Source organism: Mesorhizobium sp. IMUNJ 23033 (assembly GCF_044778005.1).
Lineage (GTDB): Bacteria > Pseudomonadota > Alphaproteobacteria > Rhizobiales > Rhizobiaceae > Mesorhizobium > Mesorhizobium amorphae_A.
Map to the genome: position 1 here is coordinate 21,157 of NZ_JBJACT010000018.1, position 24,359 is coordinate 45,515.

Genomic DNA, 24,359 nt, shown 5'->3' on the forward strand with positions numbered 1-24,359 from the left:
CGGATAGCTTGCCGGCCGCAGGTAGGCGTTTTCACAGGGATGGCAGCATGGTCGCGACCGATTCGCGCGATGGCGAGGCGGCAACGCAATGGGCAGCGCTTGCCGGCGTCACTGCGGCGCTCGCCATGTTCGGCGCCGCGCAAGGGCTGAGCTATCCGCTGTTCACGCTCTTGATGCAGCGGCAAGGCATGTCGCCAGCGCTGATCGGGCTTTCCGCGGCGATGATGCCGGTTGGCCTGATTCTCTCGGCGTCGTTCGTGCCGGCTGCCGTGCGGCGCTTCGGGGCGCGCAATCTCGCCGTCGGCTGTTCGCTGGCCGGCGCGGTGTGCTTCCTGGCCATCGGCTATCTGCAGGATTGGGTCGCTTGGTTCATCCTCCGCTTCCTCGTAGGCGTGGTCATCAACCCGCTCTATGTGCTCGGCGAGGTGTGGGCGCTGTCGCTGGCGCCGCCATCGCGCCGCGGCCGGGTGATGGGCGTGTTCAATGCGCTGATGGGCGCCGGCTACGCTGCTGGGCCATTGATACTGATCACCGTCGGCGCGTCGGGATGGCCTCCGTTCATCGCCGCGATTGCAGGCTTTGCGCTCTGCGCGCTGATCCTGCGCGCCGTGTCGTCGAGGCTGACCGGTTTCGAGGAGGACGGCCAGGCCTCCGGCGGCCTTGTCGGCTTCGCCAGGCTGGCGCCGGCGCTGCTGCTGGCGGTGCTGGTTTCGGCGGCGGTGCAGCAAAGCACTTATGCGCTGATTCCGGTCTTTGGCGCCGGCTATGAACTTCCAGAGGCGAAACTGGCGGCGCTGGTGACGGCGCTGTCCGCCGGCAACATCCTGCTGCAGATCCCGCTTGGGCTGATGGCCGAGCGCTTCGGTGGCCGGGCGATGATTGTCTTTTGCGCCCTGGCGACGGCGGCTTGCGCGCTCTCGCTGCCGGTGCTGATCACGACGCCGCTGGTCTGGCCGGTGCTGGTGGTGATGGGCGCGGTCGGCTACGGCGTCCACACGATGGCGCTGGTCGAGCTTGGCAGCCGCTTCAAGGGAACGGCACTTGTCGCCGGCAATGCCGCCTTCGCGCTGATGTGGGGCGCCGGCGGCATTGTCGGCCCGCCCGGCGCGGGCGCGCTGATGCAGGCGATCGGCCCGCTCGGCCTGCCGGCAGTGATCGCCGGGCTCGATGCGGTGTTGATTGCCTTCGCGCTCTACAGATCGGCCAGGCGCAGAAGCTCCTGACAGGCTTGGAGCAAGCGGTTTTCGCCGGCGGGGCTTACGGCCGTCGAGGCAACCCGCTAAGGCTTCCGCCATGGATATGGCGGAAGCAAGCCGAGACGAACCGATGCAATGGGCGGCGATCACGGGCGTGATCGCGACCGTTTCCGTCTTCGCCATCGCGCAAGGGCTTTCCTATCCGCTGCTGAGCTTCATCCTGCAGCGCCAGGGCATCTCGCCGGCCATGATCGGGCTTTCGGCGGCGATGACGCCGGTAGGCTTCATCCTGTCGTCGCCACTGATACCTGGCCTGGCACGGCGGTTCGGGGCAGGGCGCACGGCGCTGACCTGCGCAGCACTTTCCGCACTCGTGCTGGCGTTGATCGGCTGGACGCAGAACGTCTATCTGTGGTTTCCGCTGCGCTTCCTGATCGGCGTAGTCACCAACCCGCTCTATGTTCTTAGTGAGATCTGGGTGATCGCACTTGCCCCACCGTCGCGGCGCGGTCGCGTCATGGGCGTCTATTCGACGATCATTTCGGCCGGTTTCGCCGCCGGTCCGCTCTGCCTGCTTGCCGTCGGCACCGAAGGCTGGCCGCCGTTTCTGGTAGGGATTGCCGCCTTCGTTTTTTGCGGTGGCTGCCTGGCGCTGGTGCTGCCTCGGTTGCCTAAAGTCGACGAGGCCGGGCACGGGGTTTCGGTGATGGGGTTCATGCCGATGGCCTGGCTGCTGCTGTCGACGGTCGTCGTGGCCGCCGGCTTCGAGCAAGCGGTGCTGGCGCTGCTTCCGGTCTATGGCACCCATTACGGCATTGCCGAAGCCCGTATGTCGGCGCTGCTGTCCGTGATGATTGCCGGCAACATCGCCATGCAGGTGCCGCTCGGCCTGCTGGCGGAACGGCTGACGGCGCGGCTGGTGCGGTTCATCTGCGTGTCGCTGACCGTACTCGGCTGCGCGCTGTTGCCGCTGCTGATCGAGACGCCGTTGATCTGGCCGTGCGTGTTCGTCTGGGGCGCGGTTTCCTACGGCATCTACACGATGTCGATCATCGAACTCGGCGAGCGTTTTACAGGCTCGGCCCTGGTCGCCGGCAATGCTGCCTTTTCGCTGATGTGGGGCGTCGGCGGCATTCTCGTGCCGCCGCTCACCGGCGGCGTCATGGATGTGATCGGCGCGCCCGGCCTGCCGTTCACGCTCGGCGCTATCTGCCTGGCGCTGGCGGCGGCGACCGTCTTGCGTCGGCGGATGGTGTGAACGCAAGCCGCGTTCGGTCGCGATGACCTTACGCCACCATCTTGAATGTGGGCGCCTGCGACGCGATGTAGGCAGGGCTGCCTGATAACGCCTTGGAGACCGCGCGTGACCCAATCGACGACAAAACGCCTGAATGAATCCGCCGCCGAGGATCCGCATCTCTGGCTGGAAGACAGGACCGGCAAAGAGGCGCTCGACTGGGTGCATCGCCAGAATGAAGTGACGGTCGGCGAATTGCAGGGTGACCCGTCCTACCAGGCGGCGTTCGAAACCGCGCTCGACCTGATGACGGCCGAGGACAACATCGCCGTTGGCGCCGCGCTCAATGGCCATGTCTACAATTTCTGGCAGGACAAGAGCAATGTGCTGGGCCTCTGGCGCCGCACAACGGTCGCCTCCTACAAGACCAACAAGCCTGAATGGGAGACGATCATCGACTTCGACGTGCTCTCGGCCAAAGAGGGCGTCAAATGGGTGTTCAGCGGGGCGAGCCGCCTCTATCCCGACTTCACCCTCTGCCTGGTCTCGATGTCGCCGGATGGCGGCGATGCCAGCGAGATGCGCGAGTTCGACATCGCGGCGAAATCCTTCGTCGAGGACGGCTTTCGCGCGCCAGCCTCGAAGTCGGGTTTCTCCTGGTTGGACAGGGACACGGTGATTGTCTCGGCCGCCTTCGAGGAGGAGGACAAGACCCAGTCCGGCTATCCGCGCGTGGTCAAGCTCTGGCGGCGCGGCACGAAACTGGAGGACGCGACGCCGATCTTCGAGGCCGAAAAACAGGATCTCGCGGCCGGCGGCGGGGTCGAGATCGACGGCGACAGGCGGCATTTGTTCCTTGCCCGCACCATCGACTTCTTCTCCTCCCACAGCTTCCTGCGGTTGGCTTCCGGCGAGAACAGGCGCATCCCGCTGCCGGACGACGTCACAGACACAGCGATCTTCAAGGGGCAGCTCATCTTCGGCGTGCGTAGCCCTTGGACCGCGCCGGACGGCACGCGCTGCCTTCCTGACGCTCTGTATTCGGTGGATTTCGAGCGCTGGATCGAAACCGGGGTGCTGGGGCCTGTCGAAACCGTGCTCGAACCGGCGCACCGGGTCTCGATCGCCGGGCTCGCGCGCACAGAGGAGCGACTGTTCATCAATCTGATGGACAATGTGCGCGGCAAGGTCATCGCCTGCGACCGCGTCGGCAGCGGCTGGTCGCTGAAGCCCGTCGCGCTGCCGGAAAACGGCAATGTCGGCATCAGCCATGCCGAGCATTTCGGCGCCAGCGTGTCCTTCTCCTTCACCGATTTCCTGACGCCGAGTTCGATCATCTGGTCGGACAATGATGGCGAGACGCTGGCGACGGTGAAGTCGCAGCCGGCGCGTTTCGACGCTTCGCCCTATGTCTCCGAGCAGTTCGAGGCGCGCTCGAAGGACGGCACCATGATCCCGTATTTCGTCGTCCGGCGGCGCGACCAGAAAGGGCCGGTGCCGACGCTGCTCTACGGCTATGGCGGTTTCGAAGTGCCGCTGCTGCCCGGCTATGCCGGCGTGCGCGGCAGGCTCTGGCTGGAGAAGGGCAATGCCTATGTGCAGGCCAACATCCGCGGCGGTGGCGAGTTCGGCCCGGCCTGGCACCAGGCGGCGCTGAAGGGGAACCGCCAGAACGCCTTCGACGACTTCGCCGCGGTTGCACAGGATGTCGTTGGGCGCGGCATCGCCACCGCGGCTTCGCTCGGTATCCAGGGCGGCTCGAATGGCGGCCTGCTCACCGGCGTCTCGCTGACCCAGCGCCCTGAGCTATTTGGCGCTGTCATCATCGACGTGCCGCTGCTCGACATGCTGCGCTACACGGAATTGCCGCCCGGCGCTTCCTGGATGGCCGAATATGGCGATCCGTCGAAGCCGGAAGAGGCGGCGTGGCTTGGTGCCTATTCGCCCTATCAGCATGTCGAGGCCGACGCCGCCTATCCGCCGGTGCTGCTCACCACATCGACCGCCGATGACCGTGTCCATCCTGGCCACGCGCGCAAGATGGCGGCGCGGCTGCAGGCGGGCGGCCATGCGAAAGCGCTGTTCTTCGAGGAGACCGAGGGTGGGCATGGCGGGCGCGGCGACCGCCGGCCGCAAGCGGCGCAGGCGGCGATGCGTTATGTCTTCCTCCAGCGGGCTCTGGCCGGCACGGCTTGAACACAAGGCCTCAGGCGGCTTAAGGTGCCGCCATGGCTCTGATGAAGACATCCAGCGCATTCGGGGTGGCGGTGACGCCGTCACCGCGCACGCTGCGTGCCGAGCTTCTGCGCCTGTGCGCCCGCATCGGCTATTCGCCTCCGGCTGTCCTCTGACGAATCCGCCCCGGCTCCTGCCGGATTGATTCAAGAGGAAAGACAAGCTCATGACCTATCAGAATTATTCGCTGAAGCAGCTTCAGCAGATCGACGCCGCGCATCACCTGCATCCGTTCACCGACCACAAGGAACTGCGCGAGGCCGGCTCGCGCATCATCACCCATGCCAACGGCCCATTCATCTACGATGCCGATGGCACGGAAATCCTCGACGGCATGGCCGGGCTGTGGTGCGTCAATGTCGGCTACGGCCGCGACGAACTGGCCGAAGCGGCCTACACCCAGATGAAGGAGCTGCCTTACTACAACTCCTTTTTCAAATGCTCGACGCCGACGCCGGTGCTTCTGTCCAAGAAGCTGGCGGAACTGGCGCCCAGGGGTGTCAGCCAGGTGTTCTACGGCTCCTCGGGCTCAGAGGCCAACGACACGGCGCTGCGGCTTGTGCGCCACTACTGGGCGCTGGAAGGCAAGCCGGAGAAGAACCGCATCATCTCGCGCAAGATGGGCTATCACGGCTCGACCATCGCCGGCACCTCGCTCGGCGGCATGGAGCCGATGCACAAGCAGCTCGGCGGCGCGGTGCCCAACATCGTGCATGTGATGATGCCCTATGCCTATGAGCTGGCGCTGCCCGGCGAAAGCGACCATGATTTCGGCCTGCGCGCGGCCAAGGCGGTCGAGGACGCCATCCTCGAAGCTGGCGCCGACAAGGTCGCCGCCTTCATCGGCGAGCCGGTGATGGGCGCGGGCGGGGTCAAGATCCCGCCGATGAGCTACTGGCCGGAAGTGCAGCGCATCTGCCGCAAATACGATGTTCTCCTGATGCTGGACGAGGTCATCACCGGCTATGGCCGCACCGGCGAGTGGTTTGCCGCGCAAACCTTCGGCATCGAGCCCGACACCATCACCACGGCCAAGGCGCTGACCTCCGGCTACCAGCCGCTGTCGGCGCTGCTGGTTGGCGAGCGTATCGCCGCAACCCTGGTCGAGAAGGGCGGCGAGTTCTATCACGGCTATACCTATTCCGGTCACCCGGTAGCCTGCGCCGTGGCGCTGAAGAACATCGAGATCATGGAGCGCGAGGGTCTGGTGGAACGGGTCAAGAACGACACCGGGCCTTACTTCGCCCAAGCGTTGCAGGATCGCATCGCCGGGCACAATCTCGTCGGCGAGGTGCGTTCCATCGGGCTGATGGGCGCGATCGAGATCGTCAAGGACAAGGCGACTAAGGAACGCTTCCTGCCGGCGGGAAGTGCGGCAGTGACCGTGCGCGACCACGCCATCGCGCAAGGCATGATGCTGCGCGCCACCGGCGACACGATGATCCTGTCGCCGCCGCTGATCTGGACACGCGAGACCATCGACATGGCCTGCGAACGCATCGCCAAGGCGCTCGACCTGGCGGAAGCGGATCTGCGCAAGCGCTAAGACGAATGACGGCTGGGCGCCTTTTGTTTCGGGCGCCCGGCCTCAAACCAACTTTCCTGATGATATCAGGGAACGAATAGCCCACATCGCGCTTAGTGTCCGGGACCGGCCACACCGGCTGCAGTTGGGGCAACGATTTTCATGACAAAAACCGGCAAGAGCCGACGGGCGTTGGAAGCGGCCGCGATAGGCCAGGATCTGATGCTGGCGCCGCTGGTGGCGGCGATGCGGCTGCCACTGATGGCGGCAGATGTGCGAAATGGCCAAGCCTGGGGGACCGAGACCGCTCGCGCCATTCATGAAAAAGCGGCCGCGATTGCCAAAGGCGCGTTTGCCGCGCAAATGGCGCTGTTGCAATCCACGGCGCACTTCTGGCCGGAAGTTTTTTCTGACCGCATGCCATCGCTGTTCAACGCTATCGCCGCTGAGCGATCGTTTAGCGCTGCGCTGAAGCCGGCCAGCCGTGCCGTAAAGGCGAATTTTCACCGGCTGTCGGCAAAGACTTGACCTGTACAAAGCGGATGAGTGGTACCCAAACGCAAAAACCGCGCCCCACCGGGAACGCGGCTTTGCCAGATACGCATGGCGTTTCGCTACAAGAACACATGCGAAACTTACGGGCTCCGGTACGCGAGACCTGATCCGGAGCGCCGGGCGGATGCGATATGTCCGCCTCGCTGTCCGTTTTATAGGCACATCGTTACCGGCCGGTTATCGAGAACTTAAGCAAATCTAAATTTGCGGTCGTTCCACCGGAAAAGGCGAGAAAAGTCCTGTGAAATTCGAAACTTAATTAGAATTGCCGCGCAGGAAATTTATGATGCCGGAAAAATCGGCGCCAGCATGCCCCTGCGCATTGAACAGCGCGTAGAGCTGCGTCGCCTCGGCACCGAGCGGCGTCACTGCGCCGGCGCCTTGGGCGGCCTCCTGCGACAGCTTCAGATCCTTCAGCATGAGTGCGGCGGCAAAGCCGGGCTTGTAGTCGCGGTTGGCAGGTGACGCCGGAACCGGGCCGGGCACCGGGCAGTAGCTGGTCAGCGACCAGCACTGGCCCGACGAGGTCGACGCGACATCGAACAGCGCCTGATGCGAGAGCCCGAGTTTTTCCGCCAGCACGAAGGCTTCCGCAACGCCGATCATAGAGATGCCGAGGATCATGTTGTTGCAGATCTTTGCCGCCTGTCCGGCGCCGTCGCCGCCGCAATGGACGACGCGGCCGGCCATCGGCTTGAGGATCGGCTCGGCTGCCGCGAATGCGTCGTGCGAGCCGCCGGCCATGAAGGTCAGTGTGCCGGCAGCGGCGCCGCCGGTGCCGCCGGAGACCGGTGCGTCGATCGACGCCAGCCCATGCTTGCTTGCGATGGCATGCGCCTTGCGCGCCGACTCGACGTCGATGGTCGAGGAATCGATGAACAGCGCGCCTTTCTTCGCCTTGGGTGCGATGTCCTCATAGACCGACAGCACATGTTTGCCGGCCGGCAGCATGGTGATGACCGCATCGGCGTCCTTCACCGCGGCAATCGCGTTGGCCATGATGACGACGCCATGCTCCCTGGCGACGGTGAGGTTCTCCGGCAGCAGGTCGAAGCCGTGCACCGCATGCCCAGCCTTGACCAAATTGGCGGCCATCGGATTGCCCATGTTGCCGAGGCCGATGAAGGCGATGGTGGTCATCGAAATGTCTCCCGGTCTTTTGTTTTGATGCATGTCGTTATCCCAAAACCGCTGCGCACTTTTGGGCGACATGCATTGGCGTCAGCGGCCGATCAGCGCGCGGGCGATGATGACCCGCATGATCTCGTTGGTGCCTTCGAGGATCTGGTGGACGCGCAGGTCTCGCACCAGCTTCTCGATGCCGTAGTCGTGCAAATAGCCGTAGCCGCCATGCAGTTGTAGGGCGTCGTTGGCGACATTGAAGCCGGTGTCGGTGACGAAGCGCTTGGCCATGGCCGACCATTTTCCGGCGTCGGGTGCCTTGCGGTCGAGCTTCGAGGCGGCGGTGTAGAGGAACATCCTGGCCGCCTGCAGCTCGGTCTCCATGTCGGCGAGCTTGAACTGCAGCGCCTGGAACTGGTTGATCTTCGAGCCGAAGGCCTTGCGTTCCGCGGTGTAGGCGAGCGCCTTGTCGAGCGCCGATTGCGCGCCGCCGAGCGAACAGGCGGCGATGTTCAACCGGCCGCCATCGAGGCCGGCCATGGCGATGCCGAAACCGGCGCCCTCAGTCGACAGCAGGTTTTCCGCCGGCACCTTGCAGTCCTCGAAGATGACCTGGCGGGTCGACTGCATGTGCCAACCCATCTTGTGCTCATTGGCGCCGAAGGAAAGGCCCGGCGCATCCTTGGGCACGACGAAGCTAGAGATGCCCTTTGGTCCATCGGCGCCGGTGCGCGCCATGACGACATAGAGGTCGCTGTCGCCGGCGCCGGAGATGAACTGTTTGGCGCCGTTGAGCACATAGCCGTCGCCGCGCTTCGCCGCGCGCGTCTTAAGCGCTGCTGCGTCCGAGCCTGAACCTGGTTCGGTCAGGCAGTAGCTGGCCAGCCACTCCATTGAGGTCAGTTTCAGCAGGTAGCGCTGGCGCTGCTCCTCGCTGCCGAAGCGGTCGATCATCGACGCAACCATGTTGTGGATCGAGATGAAGGAGGAAAAGGCCGGGTCGGCACGCGACAGCGCCTCGAAGATCAGCACTGCATCGAGCCGCCCCAAAGCCGAGCCACCGACATCGTCGCGAACATAGATACCGCCAAGGCCGAGTGGGCCTGTCTCGCGGATCACATCGGCGGGGAAATGTTTCGCCCGGTCCCAGTCAAGCGCGTTCGGCGCGACGCGGTCGGTGGCGAAGGCTTGCGCCATCTCCTGGATGGCGCGCTGCTCCTCGTTGAGTTCGAACTGGCTGGTGCTCGCATCGACCGCGGCGTCCATGGCGTGCTCCCTGTGTCCTTGGCCAGTAGTCTGCTGGCCTGTCGTTTTTGGCTTTGCGCGCCGCTCAATCTAGACCAATGATGCCGCCGCGCAACCCAGCCTGCTGCGCAGCGGCTGTGCGCGAATGGATCAGCGGAGCATAGCGTGCCGACAAATTTCGATGACCTCCTCGATAGCTTCCGTGGCTATCTGGACACGGTGGACAGCCCGCTGGTGCGGGAAGCGGTGGCGCGGATCGAGTGGAACATGCCGGCCCGTGCACTGGCGCCGCATGCGCTGCCTTGCCTTCGCTACCTCGACCGTATTGTCGAGCTTGCTCCGGCCGACGCCAGGCCGTTGACGCGGCTGCTGGCCCGGCGCCGGAACGAATTCCGCTGGGGGCAGACCTACAGCGTGACCGATTTCGGCGCGACATTCCTGGAAAAATATGGCTGGCTGGAGGTGTTCGGCACGCGCGGCCATTTCATCAATGACGAGGTCGCGGCCGGTCTGCTGATCCTTGGGCCTGGCATCGTCTATCCCGACCACCATCACATTGCCGAGGAGATCTACGTTCCGCTGACCGGCGGCACGGAATGGCGCATGGGTGAGGGCGGCTTTGAGGTTCGCGAGGCCGGCGAGGTGATCCACCATGCCTCGAATGTCAGCCACGCCATGCGCACGGCCGAGGAGCCGCTGCTGGCGCTCTATATCTGGCGCGGCGGGCCGCTGGCGCAGAAGTCGACCATTCCCGGCACCGTTGCGCAGGGCAGGGCGTGATGGCCAGGGCAATCATGCTGCAAGGCACCGGCTCTAATGTCGGCAAGACCGTGCTGGTGGCGGGCCTGTGCCGCGCGGCGAAGAAACGCGGGCTGAAGGTGCGGCCGTTCAAGCCGCAGAACATGTCCAACAACGCCGCCGTCGCCGACATTCCCGGCGACAACAATGCCGGTGGCGGCGAGATCGGCCGCGCGCAGTGGCTGCAGGCGATCGCCTGCGGTGTTGCGCCGTCTGTCCACATGAACCCGGTGCTGCTCAAGCCGCAGACCGATATCGGCTCGCAGGTGGTGGTGCAGGGCAAAGTGTTCGGCGAGGCCAGGGCGCGCGACTACCAGGCCATGAAGGGCCGGCTAATGGAGGCTGTGCTGGAGTCCTGGGCCAAGGTCGGCGAGGGCGCCGACCTCGTCATCGTCGAGGGCGCGGGGTCGCCGGCCGAAATCAATCTTCGCAGCCGCGACATCGCCAATATGGGCTTTGCGACGCGCGCCAACGTGCCGGTGATCCTGGTCGGCGACATCGACCGCGGCGGCGTCATCGCCTCGGTCGCCGGCACGCATCTGATCCTGCCGGAAGAGGACCGGCGCATGATCGTCGGCTACCTCATCAACAAGTTCCGCGGCGATGTCTCGCTGTTCGATGATGGCATCAAGGCGATCGAAAAATTCACCGGCTGGCCATGCTTCGGCGTCGTGCCGTGGCTGAAGGCGGCAACGCGGTTGCCTTCGGAGGATTCAGTTGTGCTCGAACGGCTGGCATCGGGCGAGAAGCGGGCGCTGAAGGTCGCCGTGCCGATGCTTGGCCGCATCGCCAACTTCGACGACCTCGATCCGCTTAAGGCCGAACCGCAGGTCGAGGTCGTGTTCGTGCCGCCCGGACAGCGGCTCCCGGAGGACGCCGGGCTGGTGGTCATTCCCGGCTCCAAGTCGACGATCGCCGACCTCATCAAATTCCGCGAGAATGGTTGGAACCTCGATCTTCTCGCCCACCGCAAACGCGGTGGCCATGTCGTCGGCATCTGCGGTGGCTTTCAGATGTTGGGCCGCATGGTGCGCGATCCCGACGGAATTGAAGGCAGCGTCACCGAAACAGAGGGCCTTGGCTTGCTCGACTTCGAAACGGTGATGGAGCCGGAAAAGATCGTGCGCAATTCCAGCGCCCGGTCGGTACAGTTCGACCTGCCGCTGGAAGGTTACGAGATCCATCTCGGCCGCACCACCGGTCCGGACATGGCGCGACCTTCGGCAATCATCAATGGTGTCGAGGACGGAGCGGTTTCCGCCGACGGCAAGGTGATGGGCACCTATCTGCACGGGCTGTTTTCCGCCGACGCCTTCCGGGCAAGATTCCTGGAAAGCCTCGGCGTCAGGGGCGGCGGCATAGACTATCGCGCCGAGGTCGAACGGGCGCTGGACGAGGTCGCCGCCGAACTGGAAAGCCATCTCGACTGCGACGCGATTTTTGCGCTGGCTCGTTAGAGCTGCCTACGCCTTTTCGCCGGCCTTCGGCCAGTAGGTGCCGAAGGACCAGACATTGCCTTCGGGATCGCGGCAGATGAATTCGCGGCTGCCGTAATCGCGGTCAACAAGTTCCTGTATGATCGTGGCGCCAGCCTTTTTGGCCTTGGCATAGGCGACGTCGGCATCGTCGACGGCGACGTAGATCGATTTGCCACCGCCTGAGCCCGGCTCGCCAACCATCTTGCCGTAATCGTCGTCGCGCGCGGTGCCCAGCATGATCATCGAGGAGCCGAAGACGAGTTCGGCGTGGTGCACGACGTCACCCTCGCCATAGCGGGCGCGAACGGTGAAGCCGAACGCATCGCCGAGCCAGTCGATCATTTTTGCTGCGTTCTTGTAACGCAGGGCAGGGTAGAGCCGGGACGCTTCGCTGGTCGTGGGCATTGGGGAACCTCCTTCAACTAGGGTTGGTCGATAACCCAGTCTGGGCAAAGGTCGCTGCGGCGTCTTGAAGAAATGTTACCCGGCGGCGATTGCGGTCGGCGTCTCGCCGGCGAGGTCGCGGAACTCGCGCACCAGATGCGCCTGGTCGGCATAGCCGCAATCGGCGGCGATGTCGGCCCAATCGCTTTTGTCCTGTCTCGACAGGCCAAGCGCGCGGTTGAAGCGGACGATGCGCGACAGTGTCTTCGGGCCGACGCCGACCGCGTCGGAAAACTTTCCCGCAAGGTGCTTGCGGCTCCAGCCCAGTCTTCCGGCCAGCGTGGCGACGCGGGTGCGCCCGCCGGAGGCGATGATGCTGTCATAGGCCCAGCCGATTTCGGCCTGCATGGGATCCGTCGAAGCCAACCGGGCAGCGACGAAGCTCTCGGCTATGGCAAAGCGAGCGTTCCAATCCCGCGCATCGCCGAGCCTTTCGCGCAGCGTGATGCCCTCGAGGCCAAGCACATCGTCGAGGCCAACCATGCGGTCAGTCAATTCGCTCATCGGCTGGCCAAAGAAACGGCGGGCGCCGAGCGGCGTGAAATTGATCTGCACGCAGCAGGCGCCGCCGAAGGATTCGATCACCACCGGCCCGGCAAAAAGGCCGGCGGCAAAGCTGGCGAAGCGGTCGTTGTCGCCGGGGTTCTTGCCCAGACCGATGGCGAAAGGCTCGGCGAAGCTGATGACCAGCGGCACGGTCAGCGAGGCATATTCGACGCTGCGGAAATGGCTTGAAATCGTCTCGCGGTAGCCGCACATGTCGGTGACCGCGCCCTGAAGCTGCGGGCCGGGCAGGCGACGCACCATCTCGAATCGGCTCGGATCAGGCTCTTCACTATCGGTGGCCACGGCGTCTCCTCCGGCAAAGGAAACTAGCAGACCATGCGTCAAAATCAAAAGCGCCCGGTTTGGGACCGGGCGCTTCGCGGTTACCTGAGATCTTGAAGTGCCTAGGCGCCGCGCATCATGCAGCCGCCGGCAAGCACGATGTAGGCGATGAGCACGATCCAAACTGATGCGAGGGGAATGAACGCAAGAACGCCAAGAGCGGCGAGAACGCCGATGATGGCGATAACAAGGGCTATAATGAAAATAAGCTGAGTAGGTGCACTAAGATTCATGTGTGGCTCCTCCAACATGATTCGTACGCCGGCATTCTAACAGGCGCGGGGTCATACACCAATCAAGGTGCGCAGCGGGTTCGCCGCGTCGGCTGGGCGCTTTATCGCGAACGCCATGCGGGGCGAGGAGGATTTCGCCCGGCGAAAGAATTGTGCGCGTTCGACCACTGCTACCCCGTTTGCGCAAGGCCGATTCCGCGCTACCTATTCTACAAGAATCGGAAAAGGGGCTCTGATGGCGTTCGCATTGCTTGACCAGATACGCTCGATCTTCGAAGGCGATCCCGGTGTGCGCAAGGTCGCCGACGACCCGGTGCTGTCAGCGGAACTCTTGATGCTGTTTCGCATGATCCTGGCCGATGGGTCGGTCTCAGAGAGCGAAATGGTCGCCTTCCGCCGCATCTGCAAGGAGGCCTTTGGCATTCCCGAGGCCAGCATCGACAACGTCATCGAGTATCTCAACGAGTTCGGCTACGAGACCAACGGCTCGCAGGCCGTTGCGCAATTCCGCGACCTCGACGTCGAGCGGCGCAAGCTGCTCGCCCGCCATATGGCCGAGATCGCGAAGGCCGACTCGCAACTGGCCGAGAGTGAGGTGCGGCTGTTGCGCCGCACGCTCGACCTGCTCGACATCAGCCCTGTCGATGTGGTGAAGCCGGAAGAATAGGCTTTGTCTTGACGGTCGCCCGGCCGGGTCCCCGCTGCTTCGCAGCGTCCCGGCGTTCGCTGACCTTTCATCGTGCCACCGGCACGATGAATTCGCTTCGCGAACCGGTCGCTCACCCCTGTTCCTGCAACCGCCGCGCGATCGCCCGATGCAGATCGGGCGCTGCGGCGATCAGGGCCTTGGCCGCCTCCGATTGCGGATGGTCCAGCACCTCGCTCGTCTTGCCGCGCTCGACGATCCTGCCGTCATGCATTACCAGCACCTCGTCGGTGATGGCGCGGGCGACAGTCAGGTCGTGGGTGATGAACAGATAGGCGATGCCGAGCTTCTGATTGAGCTCGGCGAACAGGTCGAGTATCTGGGCGCGGATCGAGACGTCGAGCGCCGAGACCGGCTCGTCGGCAACCACCAGTTTCGGACGGGTGATGATGGCGCGGGCGATCGACAGGCGCTGGCGCTGGCCGCCGGAAAATTCATGCGGGTATTTGTCCATGTCTCGCGGGCCGAGCCCGACCTCGTGCAGCGCATGCGCCACCATCTCGCGGCGCTCCGCGGGCGCTGGCTTCTTGTCCAGCACATGCAGCGGTTCGGCCACGAGTTTCTCGACCTTCTGGCGCGGGTCGAAGGAGCCGTAAGGATCCTGGAACACCACCTGCATGTCGCGCCGCGACGGCTTAAGTTCCACCTCGCTCTTGCCGGTGATGGTCTCGCCGCGAAAGCGGATCGTTCCCGAAGTCGATTTGTCCAGCGCCAGTATCATGCGGGCGAGCGTGGACTTGCCGCAGCCGGAGCGCCCGACCAGTGCCACCGACTGGCCCGGCGCCATCGACAAGGACACGTCGTCGACGGCTCGGACCGGTGTGGCGCGTTTGAACAGGGACATGCGCCGTCCCGGGTAATCGCGCGTCACGCCTTCGACCTGAAGCAGCGGCTTGCCCTGACCGGCCTCATGCACTCTGGGGCGCGCGGGCACATGCATGGAGGCCTGCGCCAATTGGCGTGTGTAGGGGTGGAGCTGCTCGGAAAGCGTGCGCGCGGTATCGCCTGCCTCCATCACCTCGCCATGGCGCAGGATGGTGATGCGATCTGCCATCTCCGTCACCACCGCGAGATCGTGCGAGATCAGCAGCAGGCCCATGCGGTTTTCTGCGACAAGGTCGCGCAAGAGATCGAGGATCTGCGCTTGCAGCACCACGTCGAGGGCCGTCGTCGGCTCGTCGGCGATCAAAAGCTTCGGCTTCAGCGCACAGGCGATGGCGATGACGACACGCTGACGCTGGCCGCCGGAGAGTTCGTGCGGATAGCGCGACAGCGGGAAAAGTGCTGCCGGCAGGCCGACCCGGTCGAGCATTTTTCGCGCCCGGTCCTCGGCCTCGGCGCGGCTTGACCTTGTGTGCCAGCGGATGCCTTCGGCCACCTGTTCGCCGATGGTCTTGACCGGGTTGAGCGCGGTCATCGGCTCCTGGAACACCATGCCGATGTCGTCGCCGCGCAGCGCGCACATCTGGTCTTCGCTGGCGGCGAGAATGTCGATGCCATCGAAGGTGACTCGTCCAGTGGCGCGCGCCGCGAAAGGCAGGAGCTGCATCACTGTTAGCGCCGTCATCGACTTGCCTGAGCCAGATTCGCCGACCAGGCCTATCACCTCGCCGGGCGGGACGGAAAGCTCGACACCCTTCAGGATCGGCGTGTCGCCGATCGCCAGCGAGAGGTTCTCGATCTCGAGCAGGCTCATCGCTGCCGCCGCGATTTCGGGTCGAGGATGTCGGCGATACCGTCGCCGAGCAGATTGAGGCCAAGCACGGTGACGACGATCGCCATGCCAGGGAAGATCGCCATCCACGGCGCCACCACCATGCGGGTCTGGGCGTCGAACAGCATGCGGCCCCAGCTCGGCATCGGCGGCTGGGCGCCGAGGCCGACATAGGAAAGCCCGGCTTCGGCGAGGATGCCGAGCGCGAACTGTATGGTGCCTTGCACCAGGAGCAGCGTGGCGATGTTGGGCAGGATATGTTCGATGGTGATCAGCGTGCTGCCTTTGCCGGCGGCGCGCGCGGCGAGGATGAATTCGCGCGGCCAGATCGCCAGCGCGCCAGCCCGCGCCACGCGCGCAAACACCGGGATGTTGAAGATGCCGATGGCGATGATGGCGTTGATGGCGCCCGGCCCGAAGATGGCGGTGATCATGATCGCCGACAGCAGGGCCGGGAAGGCGAAGACGAGATCGTTCATGCGCATCAGCACTTCGTCGACAAGGCCGCCGCGCGCGGCGGCGAAGGCGCCGAGCGGCACGCCGACACCCATGCCGATGCCGACAGCGACAAGCGCCACGGCGATCGAGTTGCGGGCGCCGACCATGATCATCGACAGGATGTCGCGGCCGAAATGATCGGTGCCGAACCAGTGCGTCGGCGACGGGCCTTGCGTCTTGTCTGATATCACCAGTCTGGTGACGTCGTAGGGCGTCCAGACATAGGAGAGGATCGCCACCGCCGCCACCAGGGCAGTGATGATGAGGCCGATGAGAAACGATCGATTGCAGAACGCCTTGGCCAGAATTCTGGCAAGCGTCTCTTCGGGGATGTCGACGTGCAGCGTCATTGCCGGCTTCTCAGGCGCGGATCGACCACCGCGTAGGAGAGGTCGACAAGGAGGTTGACGGCAATGACGGCGGCGACCAGCAGCATGACGACGCTTTCGACGACGATCAGGTCGCGCTGGGTGATCGCCTGGAACACCAGCCGTCCGAGACCGGGCAGGTAGAAGACATTCTCGATGATGATGGTGCCGGCGAGCAAAAACGCGAACTGCAAGCCGAGAATGGTCAGCACTGGGATCATGGCATTGCGCAGCGCATGCCGCCAGAGCACGGCACGGTAGGGCAGGCCCTTGGCGCGGGCGGTTCGGATGTAGTCCTCGTTGAGCACCTCGATCAGTGCCGAGCGGGCGACACGGGCGAGGATCGCCGCCTGCGGCAGCGCTAGTGCTACGGCCGGTAACAGCAGCGATTTCAATGCCGGCCAGACACCGGCACTCCAGCCCGGAAAGCCTCCGGCCGGCACCAGTCGCAGCCAGACGGCAAAGAGGTAGATCAGCATCAGCGCGAACCAGAAGTTCGGTACGGCAACGCCGAACTGCGTGGCGCCCATGGCAATCGCATCGCCGGCCCGCCCGCGCCGGCTGGCGGAATAGAGCCCAACCGGAATGGCGATGATTGTGGAGAGCGCGAGCGCGATCAGCGCCAGCGGCAGCGAGACGACGATGCGCTCGCGCACGAGATCGATGACAGGCACCGAATAGGTGTAAGAGCGGCCGAAATCGAGGCTAAGCAAGCCGCCGGCCCAGTGCAGATAGCGCAAGGCCAGCGGCGCGTTGAGGCCCATCTGGTTGCGCAGCACCTCGACCTGGTCGGCGCTGGCGTTCAGGCCCAGCATCAGCCGCGCCGGATCGCCGGGGATGATCTCAAGCACGGCGAACACCACCATGGAGGCCAGCACCAGCGTGGCGAGAGCGATGATGAGGCGTTTTAGGAGGTAGGCGGTCATGGAACGCGGGCGAGCGTAGCTTCGTCATCCTGGGGCGGAGCAGGAGCGAAGCGACGTCGCGAAGACCCCAGGATCCATGCCGTGACAGCAGCCGAAGAGCGCGACGGTCCGGAACGGGCGTTGCCTCTCCCTATCTCCACCTCAAAGTCTCCCAGATTCTGCATCGCGGCGACGCTCTCAGGTCACGGAATGGATCCTAGGTCTACGCAGTTCGCTTCGCTCGCTGCTTCGCCCGAGGATGACGAAATCCAGAGAGCCTCACTCGCTCCACTTCACCTTGGTGAGATCATTCGCCTGGATCGGTGCGTTTTCCCACAGCCCCTGCAGCTTGGCGTCCCAGACACCAACCTTCGGCAATTCATAGAGGAAACCGACCACGGCATCATCGGCGAGGATCTTCTGGGCCTGTCCCAGAAGCTCCTTGCGCTTGGCCTCGTCGGAGGTGAGGTTGAGATCGGCGATGATCTTGTCGAAGGCCGGATTGTCGTAGTTGAAGTAGTAGTCCTTGCGCGAATAGATATCGATGTCGTTGGGCTCGGTGTGCGAAACGATGGTCAGGTCGTAGTCCTTCTTGGTGAACACCTGATCCAGCCACTGCGCCCATTCGACCGGAATGATCTCCAGATCGATGCCGACATCGCGAAGCTCCGAGGCGATGATCTCGCCGCCGAGCCGCGCATAGGAGGGCGGCGGCAATTTCAGTGTTGCCTTGAAGCCGTTCTCGAGGCCGGCCTCCTTCAAGAGTTCCTTGGCCTTGGCGACATCATGCGGATAGCGGCCGGTGAGGTCGACATAGTCCTTGTTGGCTGGCGACATATGCGAGCCGATCGGCACGCCGAGGCCGGCCGAGGCGCCGTCGATGATCGCCTTGCGGTCGAGCGCGTAGGAAATCGCTTGCCTGACCTGCAGCTTGTCGAAAGGCGGTTTCTTGTTGTTGATCGACAGGATGGTCTCGCCCTCGGTCGAGCCGATCACCACCTTGAAGCGCGGATCGTCCTTGACCTGGGCGACGCTGTCGGGATCGAAGAACGGGAAGGCCTGGATGTCGCCGGAAAGCAGTGCCGGCACGGCGGCCGCGGCGTCCGGAACGATGCGGAACTCGGCCTTGTCGAGGGCTACAGGCGCGCCCCAGTAATTGTCCGATTTGACCAGCGTGATCGACGACCCCTTGGCCCAGCTCTGGAACTTGAACGGACCGGTGCCGATGGGCTTTTCCTTGTTGGTGTCGGCGGACTCCGGCGCCACCATCACCGCGTCGCCCCAGCCCATATTGTAGAGGAAGGAGCCTTGAGGGTTCTTTAGCGTCACCTTCACGGTCGCCGGGTCGACCACGTCGACCTTGTCTATGGCCGCGAACAGGCCCTTCTGCGCATTGACAGAATTGTCGGCTCTGGCGCGGTCGAGCGAGAATTTTACGTCGTCCGCATTGAAGTCGGTGCCGTCGTGGAATTTCACGCCAGTGTGCAGCTTGAAGGTGTAGACCGTGCCGTCATCGGAAATGGCCCAGCTCTCTGCGAGATCAGGCAGCACCTCGCCGCTTGGGCCGATGCGGGTCAGGCCCTCGAACACGTTGGCGTAGAGCACTTCGTCGATCGCCGCCGCGGCGCCCGCGGTCGGGTCGAGATGCGGGGGTTCGAGCGGAATGCCGATGACCAGGTCGGTGCGCGCGGCAAATGACGAGGTGCTGGCGGCAAGCGCCAGGGCCGCAGCGGCAAGAATGGTTTTCCACAATTTCATCGTGCAACTCCCATATGCTCAAACCGGGTGGATAGAAGCGTGATTTCGAGGTGGAGTAAATTGCGTTTCGTGCTGCCGGGCAGCGCCAGGGGGAATGTTTTTCCTCGGATCGCGTCGTCGATCGGCGCTGACCTCTTTGTCGCCGGATCATCCCGTTGCCGTGCCGCGCAGCAGCACGTTGAGCCCGATCGCCATCACCTTGGCCGACTCCACCATATCGGCAATGCCGACCCATTCGTCGGGCCGGTGCGCGAGATCGAGAATGCCCGGACCGTACGCGATGCAGTCATAGATGTGGCCGATGCGGGCAACGTGCTTCTGGTCGTAGGTGCCGGGCGAGATCACATAGTCTGGCTCGCGGTCGAAGATCGCCATGATCCCCTGCGCCACCGCCTTGACCACCGGTGCGTCGCGCTCGGTCATCAGCGGCAGCACCTCCATCAGGTCGCGGATCTCGTAGTCGAATTTCTTGCGCTCCCGCTTCAGCCGCTCGAGGATATCGGTCACTTCGCTCTTGACCGTGGCAAGATCCTCTTCGAGCAGGAAGCGGCGGTCGATGGTCAGCCGGCAGGAATCGGGCACGTTGGGTGAGGGCAGCCCAGGCCGGAAATCCTCGGTCTGGCCGCCATGGATCGAATTGATGTTCATGGTCGAGCGCCTGGCGCCCTCGGGCACCACCGGCATGCGCGTCATCTTGCGGTCAAGTGCGGGAAACAATTCATCCTCGAAGGCCTGCAGCACGGCGCCCATGTGGCGCACCGCATTGTCGCCGAGGAACGGCATCGAGCCATGCGCGATCTCGCCCTTGGTCTCGATCTCCGCCCACCAGACGCCGCGATGGCCGAGACAGATGCGGTCCTTGTTCAGCGGCTCCGGAATGATGACGTGGTCGACCCTGGGCTTCGAGAAATAGCCGAGCTTGGCCAGGTGGGCGACGCCGCCGAAGCCGCCGGATTCTTCGTCGACGGTGCCCGAGATATCGATGGCGCCGGGAAAGTCCGGGAAGACCTCCATGAAGGCTTCGGCGGCGATAATCGAGGAAGCCAGGCCCCCCTTCATGTCGCAGGCGCCGCGGCCATAGACCTTGCCGTCCTTCACCAGGCCGGCGAAGGGATCGACGCTCCAGCCGTCGCCGGCCTCGACGACATCGATATGCGAGTTGAAATGCACACAGGCGCCGGGCGAGCGGCCGTCGAAACGGGCGACGACATTGACACGCGGATAGCGGTCGGTGTCGCCGGGTGTGCCTTCGGCGCGGATGAACTCGGTTTCGAAGCCGTGCTTCTTCAGCCGCGCACCAATGTATTCCGCGCACGGCCTGTAGGCCTCGCCGGGCGGATTAATGGTCGGAAAGCGGATCAGCTCGGCGGTCAGTGCAATCAGGTCGTCGACCCGAGCGTCGACGGCCTTCAGGAGTCGTTCGTTCATTTCCGGAGTTGAGCAGCGAACCGGGTCATTTTGCAAGCATGATGCTGAAGCCGCTGAAACTGCGTGTCACAGCGGCAACTATGACGGGAAAATCGTTCAAATTCGCTGCTTTAGATTGGCGAATTTATCAATGAGTGTGTGTTACTTCATTCACCTGCTATTAAAAGCATGAAAAACAGCGTGATGGCAGCGGGCAAGGGCAATCAAAGGGGTTTGATCGCATGAAAAAGACCGTTCTCATGGCGGCGATACTGGCAACGGCGCTGTTCGGCACTTCAATCGAAAGCAAGGCAGCCGCTCTCGTAGCCAACATCGACATATCTTCGCAGACGATGACCGTCAGCCGTTATGGTCAGGTGGTTTACCGGTGGAGCGTGTCCACCGCCCGCAAGGGTTACATCACGCCGCGCGGCAAGTACCGCCCGCAATGGACGGCGCGGATGTGGTATTCGCGCAAATATGACATGTCGCCGATGCCCTATTCGGTGTTCTTCCGCGGTGGCTACGCCATCCACGGCACGGGTGCTGTGAAGTATCTTGGGCGCCCGGCCTCGCATGGCTGCGTGCGCCTGCACACGGCCAATGCCGCGACCTTCTACTCGATGGTGCGGGAAGCCGGTTACGGCAACACACGGATCGTCGTCACCGACTAGTCCGGGCAGACGCTTGTGGTTACTGGCGGGCAGCGTCCATTGCCCGCCCGCGCTGGCGGCGACGCCGGCCGCTGATCTCCCACCTCTTGTGGAACCACATCCACTGTCCCGGATCCTCGCGCACCCAGCGCTCGACCACATCGGCGAGTAGCTGGGTGGTGGCCGGCACGTCGACGCTGCCACCCGCGGTGCGCGGCAAGGTCAGCTTGTCCTCGATATCGAGGCGGAACCGGTTGCCCGGTAGCCGCACGCAGCGCGCCGGATAGACGTCGCAGTCATAGTGGCGGGCCAGCATGCCCAGCACCGGATTGCTCTGGCACGGGCGGCCGAAGAAGGTCGTTTCCAGCCCGCTCGAGAATTTCTGGTCGACCAGCACGCCGATATTGCCGCCGTTTTCCAGGATCGCGGCGAGTGCGAATGAAGCGCCGGTGGAAGACGGCAGCAAGGCCCCCATCGTCGAACGGCGGGTCGAATGGATGTAGTCGGCCAGATAGGGATTGTTGGGCGGACGAAACAGCGCCGTGATCTTCATGCCGAAGGTGGCGGCAGCCACCGGCAAAAGTTCGAAATTGCCGAGATGGCCGGTGAACAAGATGTGCGGCTTGTCTTCGCCGGCGATCTCAAGGAAATGCTCGACGCCGCGGACCTCGACCCGACCGGGCGTCGTCGCTTTCGGGTCGTAGTCGAAAAGCGCGTCGAGGAAGATGTACTCGGCCGCAAGGCGGGCCATGTTGCCCCACATGTCCAAGGCGATGGCCTCGATCTCGGCATCGCTCTTCTCGGGATAGGCGAGGCGCAGATTACTGGTCGCGACGCGGTGGCGCCCGACCAATGGACCGATGCGGCGAGCGACGCGGTCGGCGAAGTTGAGCGCACTGTCGGGCGGCAGCAAGCGCAGCAGCGAAATGATCGTCATCGCGACGCGCGCGACCAGCCAGTGCTCCATCTGGCGAAGCCGCCGGCCGTAGCGAAACGCCAGGTCCCTGCGGACTTTCTTGAAGGCTCTGCCGACCATTCCTAGTCGACGCGCAGGATGATCTTGCCGAACACGTCGCGGCCTTCCATGCGCTTCAGCGCGTCATCGATGTCGTCGAAGCCGACTTCGGTGTCGATCACCGGCGCGACGAGGCCCGCCGCCATCTTCTGCATGGCGTCGGCCATATTCTCCATGCGGCAGCCGAACGAGCCGAGCAGCTTCAGCTGCTGCTGGAAAAGCTGCATCAAATTGATTTGCGTCGACACGCCCGACGTAGAGCCGCAAGTGACCAGGCGCCCGCCGCGCTTCAGGCACAGCATCGAGGCGGCAAAGGTGTCGGCGCCGACATGCTCGAACACGACGTCGACGCCCTTCTTCTTGGTCAGCTTGCGCACGACACCCTCGAAACGGTCGTCGCGGTAGTTGATGACATGGTCGGCGCCGAGCGCCTTCGCCTTGTCGATCTTGTCGTTCGAGCCGACCGTGGTGATCACGGTGCAGCCCATCTTCTTCGCCAGCTGGATGGCGGCGGAACCGATGCCCGAGCCTCCGGCATGGACGAGGATCGTTTCGCCCGGCTGCAGCCTGGCATTGTCGAACAGCATGTGCTCGACCGTGCCGAAGGTGACAGGCGCGACAGCGGCGCCGATCTCGCTCACCCCGGGCGGAGCAGGGACCAGAAGCCGTGCCGGCAGGTTGATCTTCTCCTGCGCGAAGCCATCCAGGTGGAAGCCGTGCACACCGGAGACATGCTCGCAGAGATTGTCGCGGCCTTCGCGGCAGGCGCGGCAAAGGCCGCAAGTGCGCGCGCCATAGATCGACACCAATTGTCCGGGCAGGAGGCTGGATACGCCGGGGCCGACGGCCTCGACCTCGCCGGAGGCCTCGGCGCCGACGACCAGCGGCAGCTTGCGCTTGGCGAAGGCCATGCCGCGCCAGCCCCAGACGTCGATGTGGTTCAGCGCCACGGCCTTGATGCGCAGCGTTACCTCGCCGAGCGAGGGCGGCGGGGGAGGCGGCAGGTCCACCGTTTCAAGGCGGCGGTCCTCGATAAGTTGCAGTGCGCGCATGGAGTCTGTCGGTTCTGTTGAGCGGAAAGCGCTCGCTTAGACCGGTTCCCGCGCCATGACAAGGCAAGTGTTCTGGCCGCCGAAGCCGAAGGAATTCGACAGGACGGTGCCAACCTCGGCATTGCGCTTCTTGTTCGGTACAACGTCGAGCACGATCGCCGGATCGGGATTGTCGTAGTTGATGGTCGGCGGAATGACGCTTTCGCGCATCGTCATCAGCGAAAATGCCGCCTCGACGGCGCCGGCGGCCGACAGCGTGTGGCCGATCATCGACTTGTTCGACGAGATCGGCATCGAGCCGATCCGTTCGCCGAAGACGGTCGACAGCGACAAATGCTCCATCTTGTCGTTTTCCGGCGTCGAAGTGCCGTGCGCGTTGACGTAGTCGATCTCGTCCTCGCCAAGGCCGGCATCGGCGAGCGCGGCGCGCACCGCCGCGATCGCCGGCGAACCGTCGGGCTTCGAGCGAGTGCGGTGGAAATCGTCGGCCTTCTCGCCGCAGCCGCGCATGATGCCGAGAATGGTGGCGCCTCGGGCAAGTGCGGCCTCCAGCGATTCCAGCACCAGCGCGCCGGAGCCTTCGGCGAGCACAAAACCGTCGCGATCCTTGGAGAAGGGTTTTGAGGCCTTTTCCGGGATGTCGTTGTGGGTGGACAGCGCCGACAGCAGCGAGAAACGGATCAGCGCCTCGGCAGTCGCCGAGCCGTCGGCGCCGATCGACAGCGCCTTGTCGCATTCGCCGCGGCGGATCGCCTCGACGCCGAGCTGGATGGCGGTGGCGCCCGAGGCGCAAGCGGTCGACAGCGTGATCGGCAGGCCGCGGGTGCCGAACCTGTCCGCCAGCCGGTCGGCGATCGAGCCGAACTGCGTTGTCTCGAAGATGTCGAGTTCCTTCAGCGCGCGCGCCACGCGCAGCAGTCTTTCGGCGCCGGCGTCCTGCTTGTCGGAATTGTAGAGCGAAAAGCGATCAGCCCAGTCGAGCTCGACCGGCGGCGAGGCGAGGAAAAGCGGTCCGCCGAAATCGGCGGAATCGAGGCCTGCTTCCGCGACTGCTTCACGCGCGGCGGTTTCGGCCAGCTCGTAGGTGAGGGGGCTGGAGCCCTGCGAGCTCGACGGCAGGAAGTCGACCATGCCGGAGATGCGGGTGTTCAGGTGATCGACCGGAAAGCGGGTGATCGGATGGATGCCGGATTTGCCCGATGTGAGTGCCGCCCAGTTGTCGGCCTTGCCGACGCCGAGCGACGTCACCACGCCGATACCGGTGACGGCGACGATTGGCCTGCCCATGTGATCGTTTAGATTGGCCATGTTTTGTCCTAGGTCGTAG

At 64.2% G+C, this 24,359-nt stretch carries 23 protein-coding genes; 10 read left to right on the forward strand and 13 right to left on the reverse strand.

Features of this window, described 5'->3' with window-relative positions; genetic code table 11:
- Positions 1–47: 47 nt before the first annotated feature.
- From ACFX5Q_RS19205 to ACFX5Q_RS19230, 6 genes are all read left to right on the forward strand, one after another.
- Complete coding sequence (locus tag ACFX5Q_RS19205) at positions 48–1,223, forward strand: MFS transporter (RefSeq protein ID WP_404280550.1); 1,176 nt, start codon at positions 48–50, stop codon at positions 1,221–1,223.
- 70 nt (positions 1,224–1,293) lie between these two features.
- Positions 1,294–2,454: an MFS transporter gene (locus ACFX5Q_RS19210; RefSeq protein ID WP_404280551.1), complete on the forward strand. Its 1,161-nt coding sequence runs from the start codon at positions 1,294–1,296 to the stop codon at positions 2,452–2,454.
- A 105-nt stretch (positions 2,455–2,559) separates the two neighbouring features.
- A complete protein-coding gene (locus tag ACFX5Q_RS19215) occupies positions 2,560–4,629 on the forward strand; it encodes a prolyl oligopeptidase family protein (RefSeq protein WP_404280552.1) in 2,070 nt (689 codons plus the stop codon).
- Positions 4,630–4,661: 32 nt separating this feature from the next.
- Positions 4,662–4,784 (forward strand): capsid protein, encoded by a 123-nt coding sequence (locus ACFX5Q_RS19220; RefSeq protein ID WP_404280553.1) that lies wholly within the window; start codon positions 4,662–4,664, stop codon positions 4,782–4,784.
- A gap of 50 nt (positions 4,785–4,834) precedes the next feature.
- A complete protein-coding gene (locus tag ACFX5Q_RS19225) occupies positions 4,835–6,214 on the forward strand; it encodes an aspartate aminotransferase family protein (RefSeq protein WP_404280554.1) in 1,380 nt (459 codons plus the stop codon).
- 141 nt (positions 6,215–6,355) lie between these two features.
- The gene (locus ACFX5Q_RS19230; protein ID WP_404280556.1) at positions 6,356–6,721 is read left to right on the forward strand and encodes a hypothetical protein; all 366 of its coding nucleotides are present in this window, start codon (positions 6,356–6,358) and stop codon (positions 6,719–6,721) included.
- A 282-nt stretch (positions 6,722–7,003) separates the two neighbouring features.
- Here the strand turns inward: ACFX5Q_RS19230 and mmsB are convergent, their stop codons facing one another.
- Together mmsB and ACFX5Q_RS19240 are read right to left on the reverse strand one after the other, a co-directional pair.
- A complete protein-coding gene (gene mmsB, locus ACFX5Q_RS19235) occupies positions 7,004–7,888 on the reverse strand; it encodes a 3-hydroxyisobutyrate dehydrogenase (RefSeq protein ID WP_404280557.1) in 885 nt (294 codons plus the stop codon).
- A gap of 81 nt (positions 7,889–7,969) precedes the next feature.
- Positions 7,970–9,136: an isobutyryl-CoA dehydrogenase gene (locus tag ACFX5Q_RS19240; RefSeq protein ID WP_404280558.1), complete on the reverse strand. Its 1,167-nt coding sequence runs from the start codon at positions 9,134–9,136 to the stop codon at positions 7,970–7,972.
- 144 nt (positions 9,137–9,280) lie between these two features.
- Here ACFX5Q_RS19240 and ACFX5Q_RS19245 point away from each other — a divergent pair, with 144 nt between their 5' ends.
- Together ACFX5Q_RS19245 and ACFX5Q_RS19250 are read left to right on the forward strand one after the other, a co-directional pair.
- Positions 9,281–9,895 carry a dimethylsulfonioproprionate lyase family protein gene (locus tag ACFX5Q_RS19245; protein ID WP_404280559.1) on the forward strand — a complete coding sequence of 205 codons (615 nt, stop codon included), beginning with the start codon at positions 9,281–9,283 and terminating at the stop codon, positions 9,893–9,895.
- On the forward strand, positions 9,895–11,370 hold the full coding sequence (locus ACFX5Q_RS19250) for a cobyric acid synthase (protein ID WP_404280560.1): 1,476 nt from the start codon (positions 9,895–9,897) through the stop codon (positions 11,368–11,370). Before ACFX5Q_RS19245 ends, ACFX5Q_RS19250 begins: the two co-directional genes overlap by 1 nt.
- Positions 11,371–11,376: 6 nt before the next feature.
- Here ACFX5Q_RS19250 and ACFX5Q_RS19255 read toward each other — a convergent pair whose 3' ends face one another.
- From ACFX5Q_RS19255 to ACFX5Q_RS19265, 3 genes are all read right to left on the reverse strand, one after another.
- Positions 11,377–11,796: a VOC family protein gene (locus ACFX5Q_RS19255; RefSeq protein WP_404280562.1), complete on the reverse strand. Its 420-nt coding sequence runs from the start codon at positions 11,794–11,796 to the stop codon at positions 11,377–11,379.
- Positions 11,797–11,871: 75 nt separating this feature from the next.
- The gene (locus ACFX5Q_RS19260) at positions 11,872–12,642 is read right to left on the reverse strand and encodes a helix-turn-helix domain-containing protein (RefSeq protein WP_404280702.1); all 771 of its coding nucleotides are present in this window, start codon (positions 12,640–12,642) and stop codon (positions 11,872–11,874) included.
- 143 nt (positions 12,643–12,785) lie between these two features.
- Positions 12,786–12,956, reverse strand: a complete 171-nt coding sequence (locus ACFX5Q_RS19265) for a hypothetical protein (RefSeq protein WP_006203375.1) — start codon at positions 12,954–12,956, stop codon at positions 12,786–12,788.
- Between the two features lie 235 nt (positions 12,957–13,191).
- On the opposite strand from ACFX5Q_RS19265, the gene ACFX5Q_RS19270 reads away from it, so the two are divergent.
- Positions 13,192–13,623 carry a TerB family tellurite resistance protein gene (locus ACFX5Q_RS19270; RefSeq protein ID WP_006203377.1) on the forward strand — a complete coding sequence of 144 codons (432 nt, stop codon included), beginning with the start codon at positions 13,192–13,194 and terminating at the stop codon, positions 13,621–13,623.
- A 112-nt stretch (positions 13,624–13,735) separates the two neighbouring features.
- Here ACFX5Q_RS19270 and ACFX5Q_RS19275 read toward each other — a convergent pair whose 3' ends face one another.
- The 5 genes from ACFX5Q_RS19275 to ACFX5Q_RS19295 form a co-directional block, all read right to left on the reverse strand.
- On the reverse strand, positions 13,736–15,358 hold the full coding sequence (locus ACFX5Q_RS19275; protein WP_404280563.1) for an ABC transporter ATP-binding protein: 1,623 nt from the start codon (positions 15,356–15,358) through the stop codon (positions 13,736–13,738).
- Positions 15,355–16,224, reverse strand: coding sequence for an ABC transporter permease (locus ACFX5Q_RS19280; RefSeq protein ID WP_404280564.1), 870 nt, complete (start codon positions 16,222–16,224; stop codon positions 15,355–15,357). The genes ACFX5Q_RS19275 and ACFX5Q_RS19280 overlap by 4 nt, the downstream gene beginning before the upstream one ends.
- Positions 16,221–17,168 (reverse strand): ABC transporter permease, encoded by a 948-nt coding sequence (locus ACFX5Q_RS19285; protein WP_404280566.1) that lies wholly within the window; start codon positions 17,166–17,168, stop codon positions 16,221–16,223. The genes ACFX5Q_RS19280 and ACFX5Q_RS19285 overlap by 4 nt, the downstream gene beginning before the upstream one ends.
- Before the next feature lie 258 nt (positions 17,169–17,426).
- On the reverse strand, positions 17,427–18,905 hold the full coding sequence (locus tag ACFX5Q_RS19290; RefSeq protein WP_404280568.1) for an ABC transporter substrate-binding protein: 1,479 nt from the start codon (positions 18,903–18,905) through the stop codon (positions 17,427–17,429).
- Between the two features lie 147 nt (positions 18,906–19,052).
- A complete protein-coding gene (locus ACFX5Q_RS19295) occupies positions 19,053–20,333 on the reverse strand; it encodes an acetylornithine deacetylase/succinyl-diaminopimelate desuccinylase family protein (protein WP_404280569.1) in 1,281 nt (426 codons plus the stop codon).
- A 221-nt stretch (positions 20,334–20,554) separates the two neighbouring features.
- Between ACFX5Q_RS19295 and ACFX5Q_RS19300 the strand changes: the two genes are divergently transcribed.
- A complete protein-coding gene (locus tag ACFX5Q_RS19300; protein ID WP_006203384.1) occupies positions 20,555–20,986 on the forward strand; it encodes a L,D-transpeptidase in 432 nt (143 codons plus the stop codon).
- Positions 20,987–21,005: 19 nt separating this feature from the next.
- Here ACFX5Q_RS19300 and ACFX5Q_RS19305 read toward each other — a convergent pair whose 3' ends face one another.
- Genes ACFX5Q_RS19305 through ACFX5Q_RS19315 form a run of 3 tightly spaced genes read right to left on the reverse strand, consistent with a single transcriptional unit; the run spans position 21,006 to position 24,340 of the window.
- A complete protein-coding gene (locus ACFX5Q_RS19305) occupies positions 21,006–22,001 on the reverse strand; it encodes a lipid A biosynthesis lauroyl acyltransferase (RefSeq protein WP_404280570.1) in 996 nt (331 codons plus the stop codon).
- 2 nt (positions 22,002–22,003) lie between these two features.
- Complete coding sequence (locus ACFX5Q_RS19310) at positions 22,004–23,032, reverse strand: zinc-binding dehydrogenase (RefSeq protein WP_404280571.1); 1,029 nt, start codon at positions 23,030–23,032, stop codon at positions 22,004–22,006.
- A 36-nt stretch (positions 23,033–23,068) separates the two neighbouring features.
- Positions 23,069–24,340: a beta-ketoacyl-ACP synthase gene (locus ACFX5Q_RS19315; protein WP_404280572.1), complete on the reverse strand. Its 1,272-nt coding sequence runs from the start codon at positions 24,338–24,340 to the stop codon at positions 23,069–23,071.
- Between the last annotated feature and the right edge of the window lie 19 nt (positions 24,341–24,359).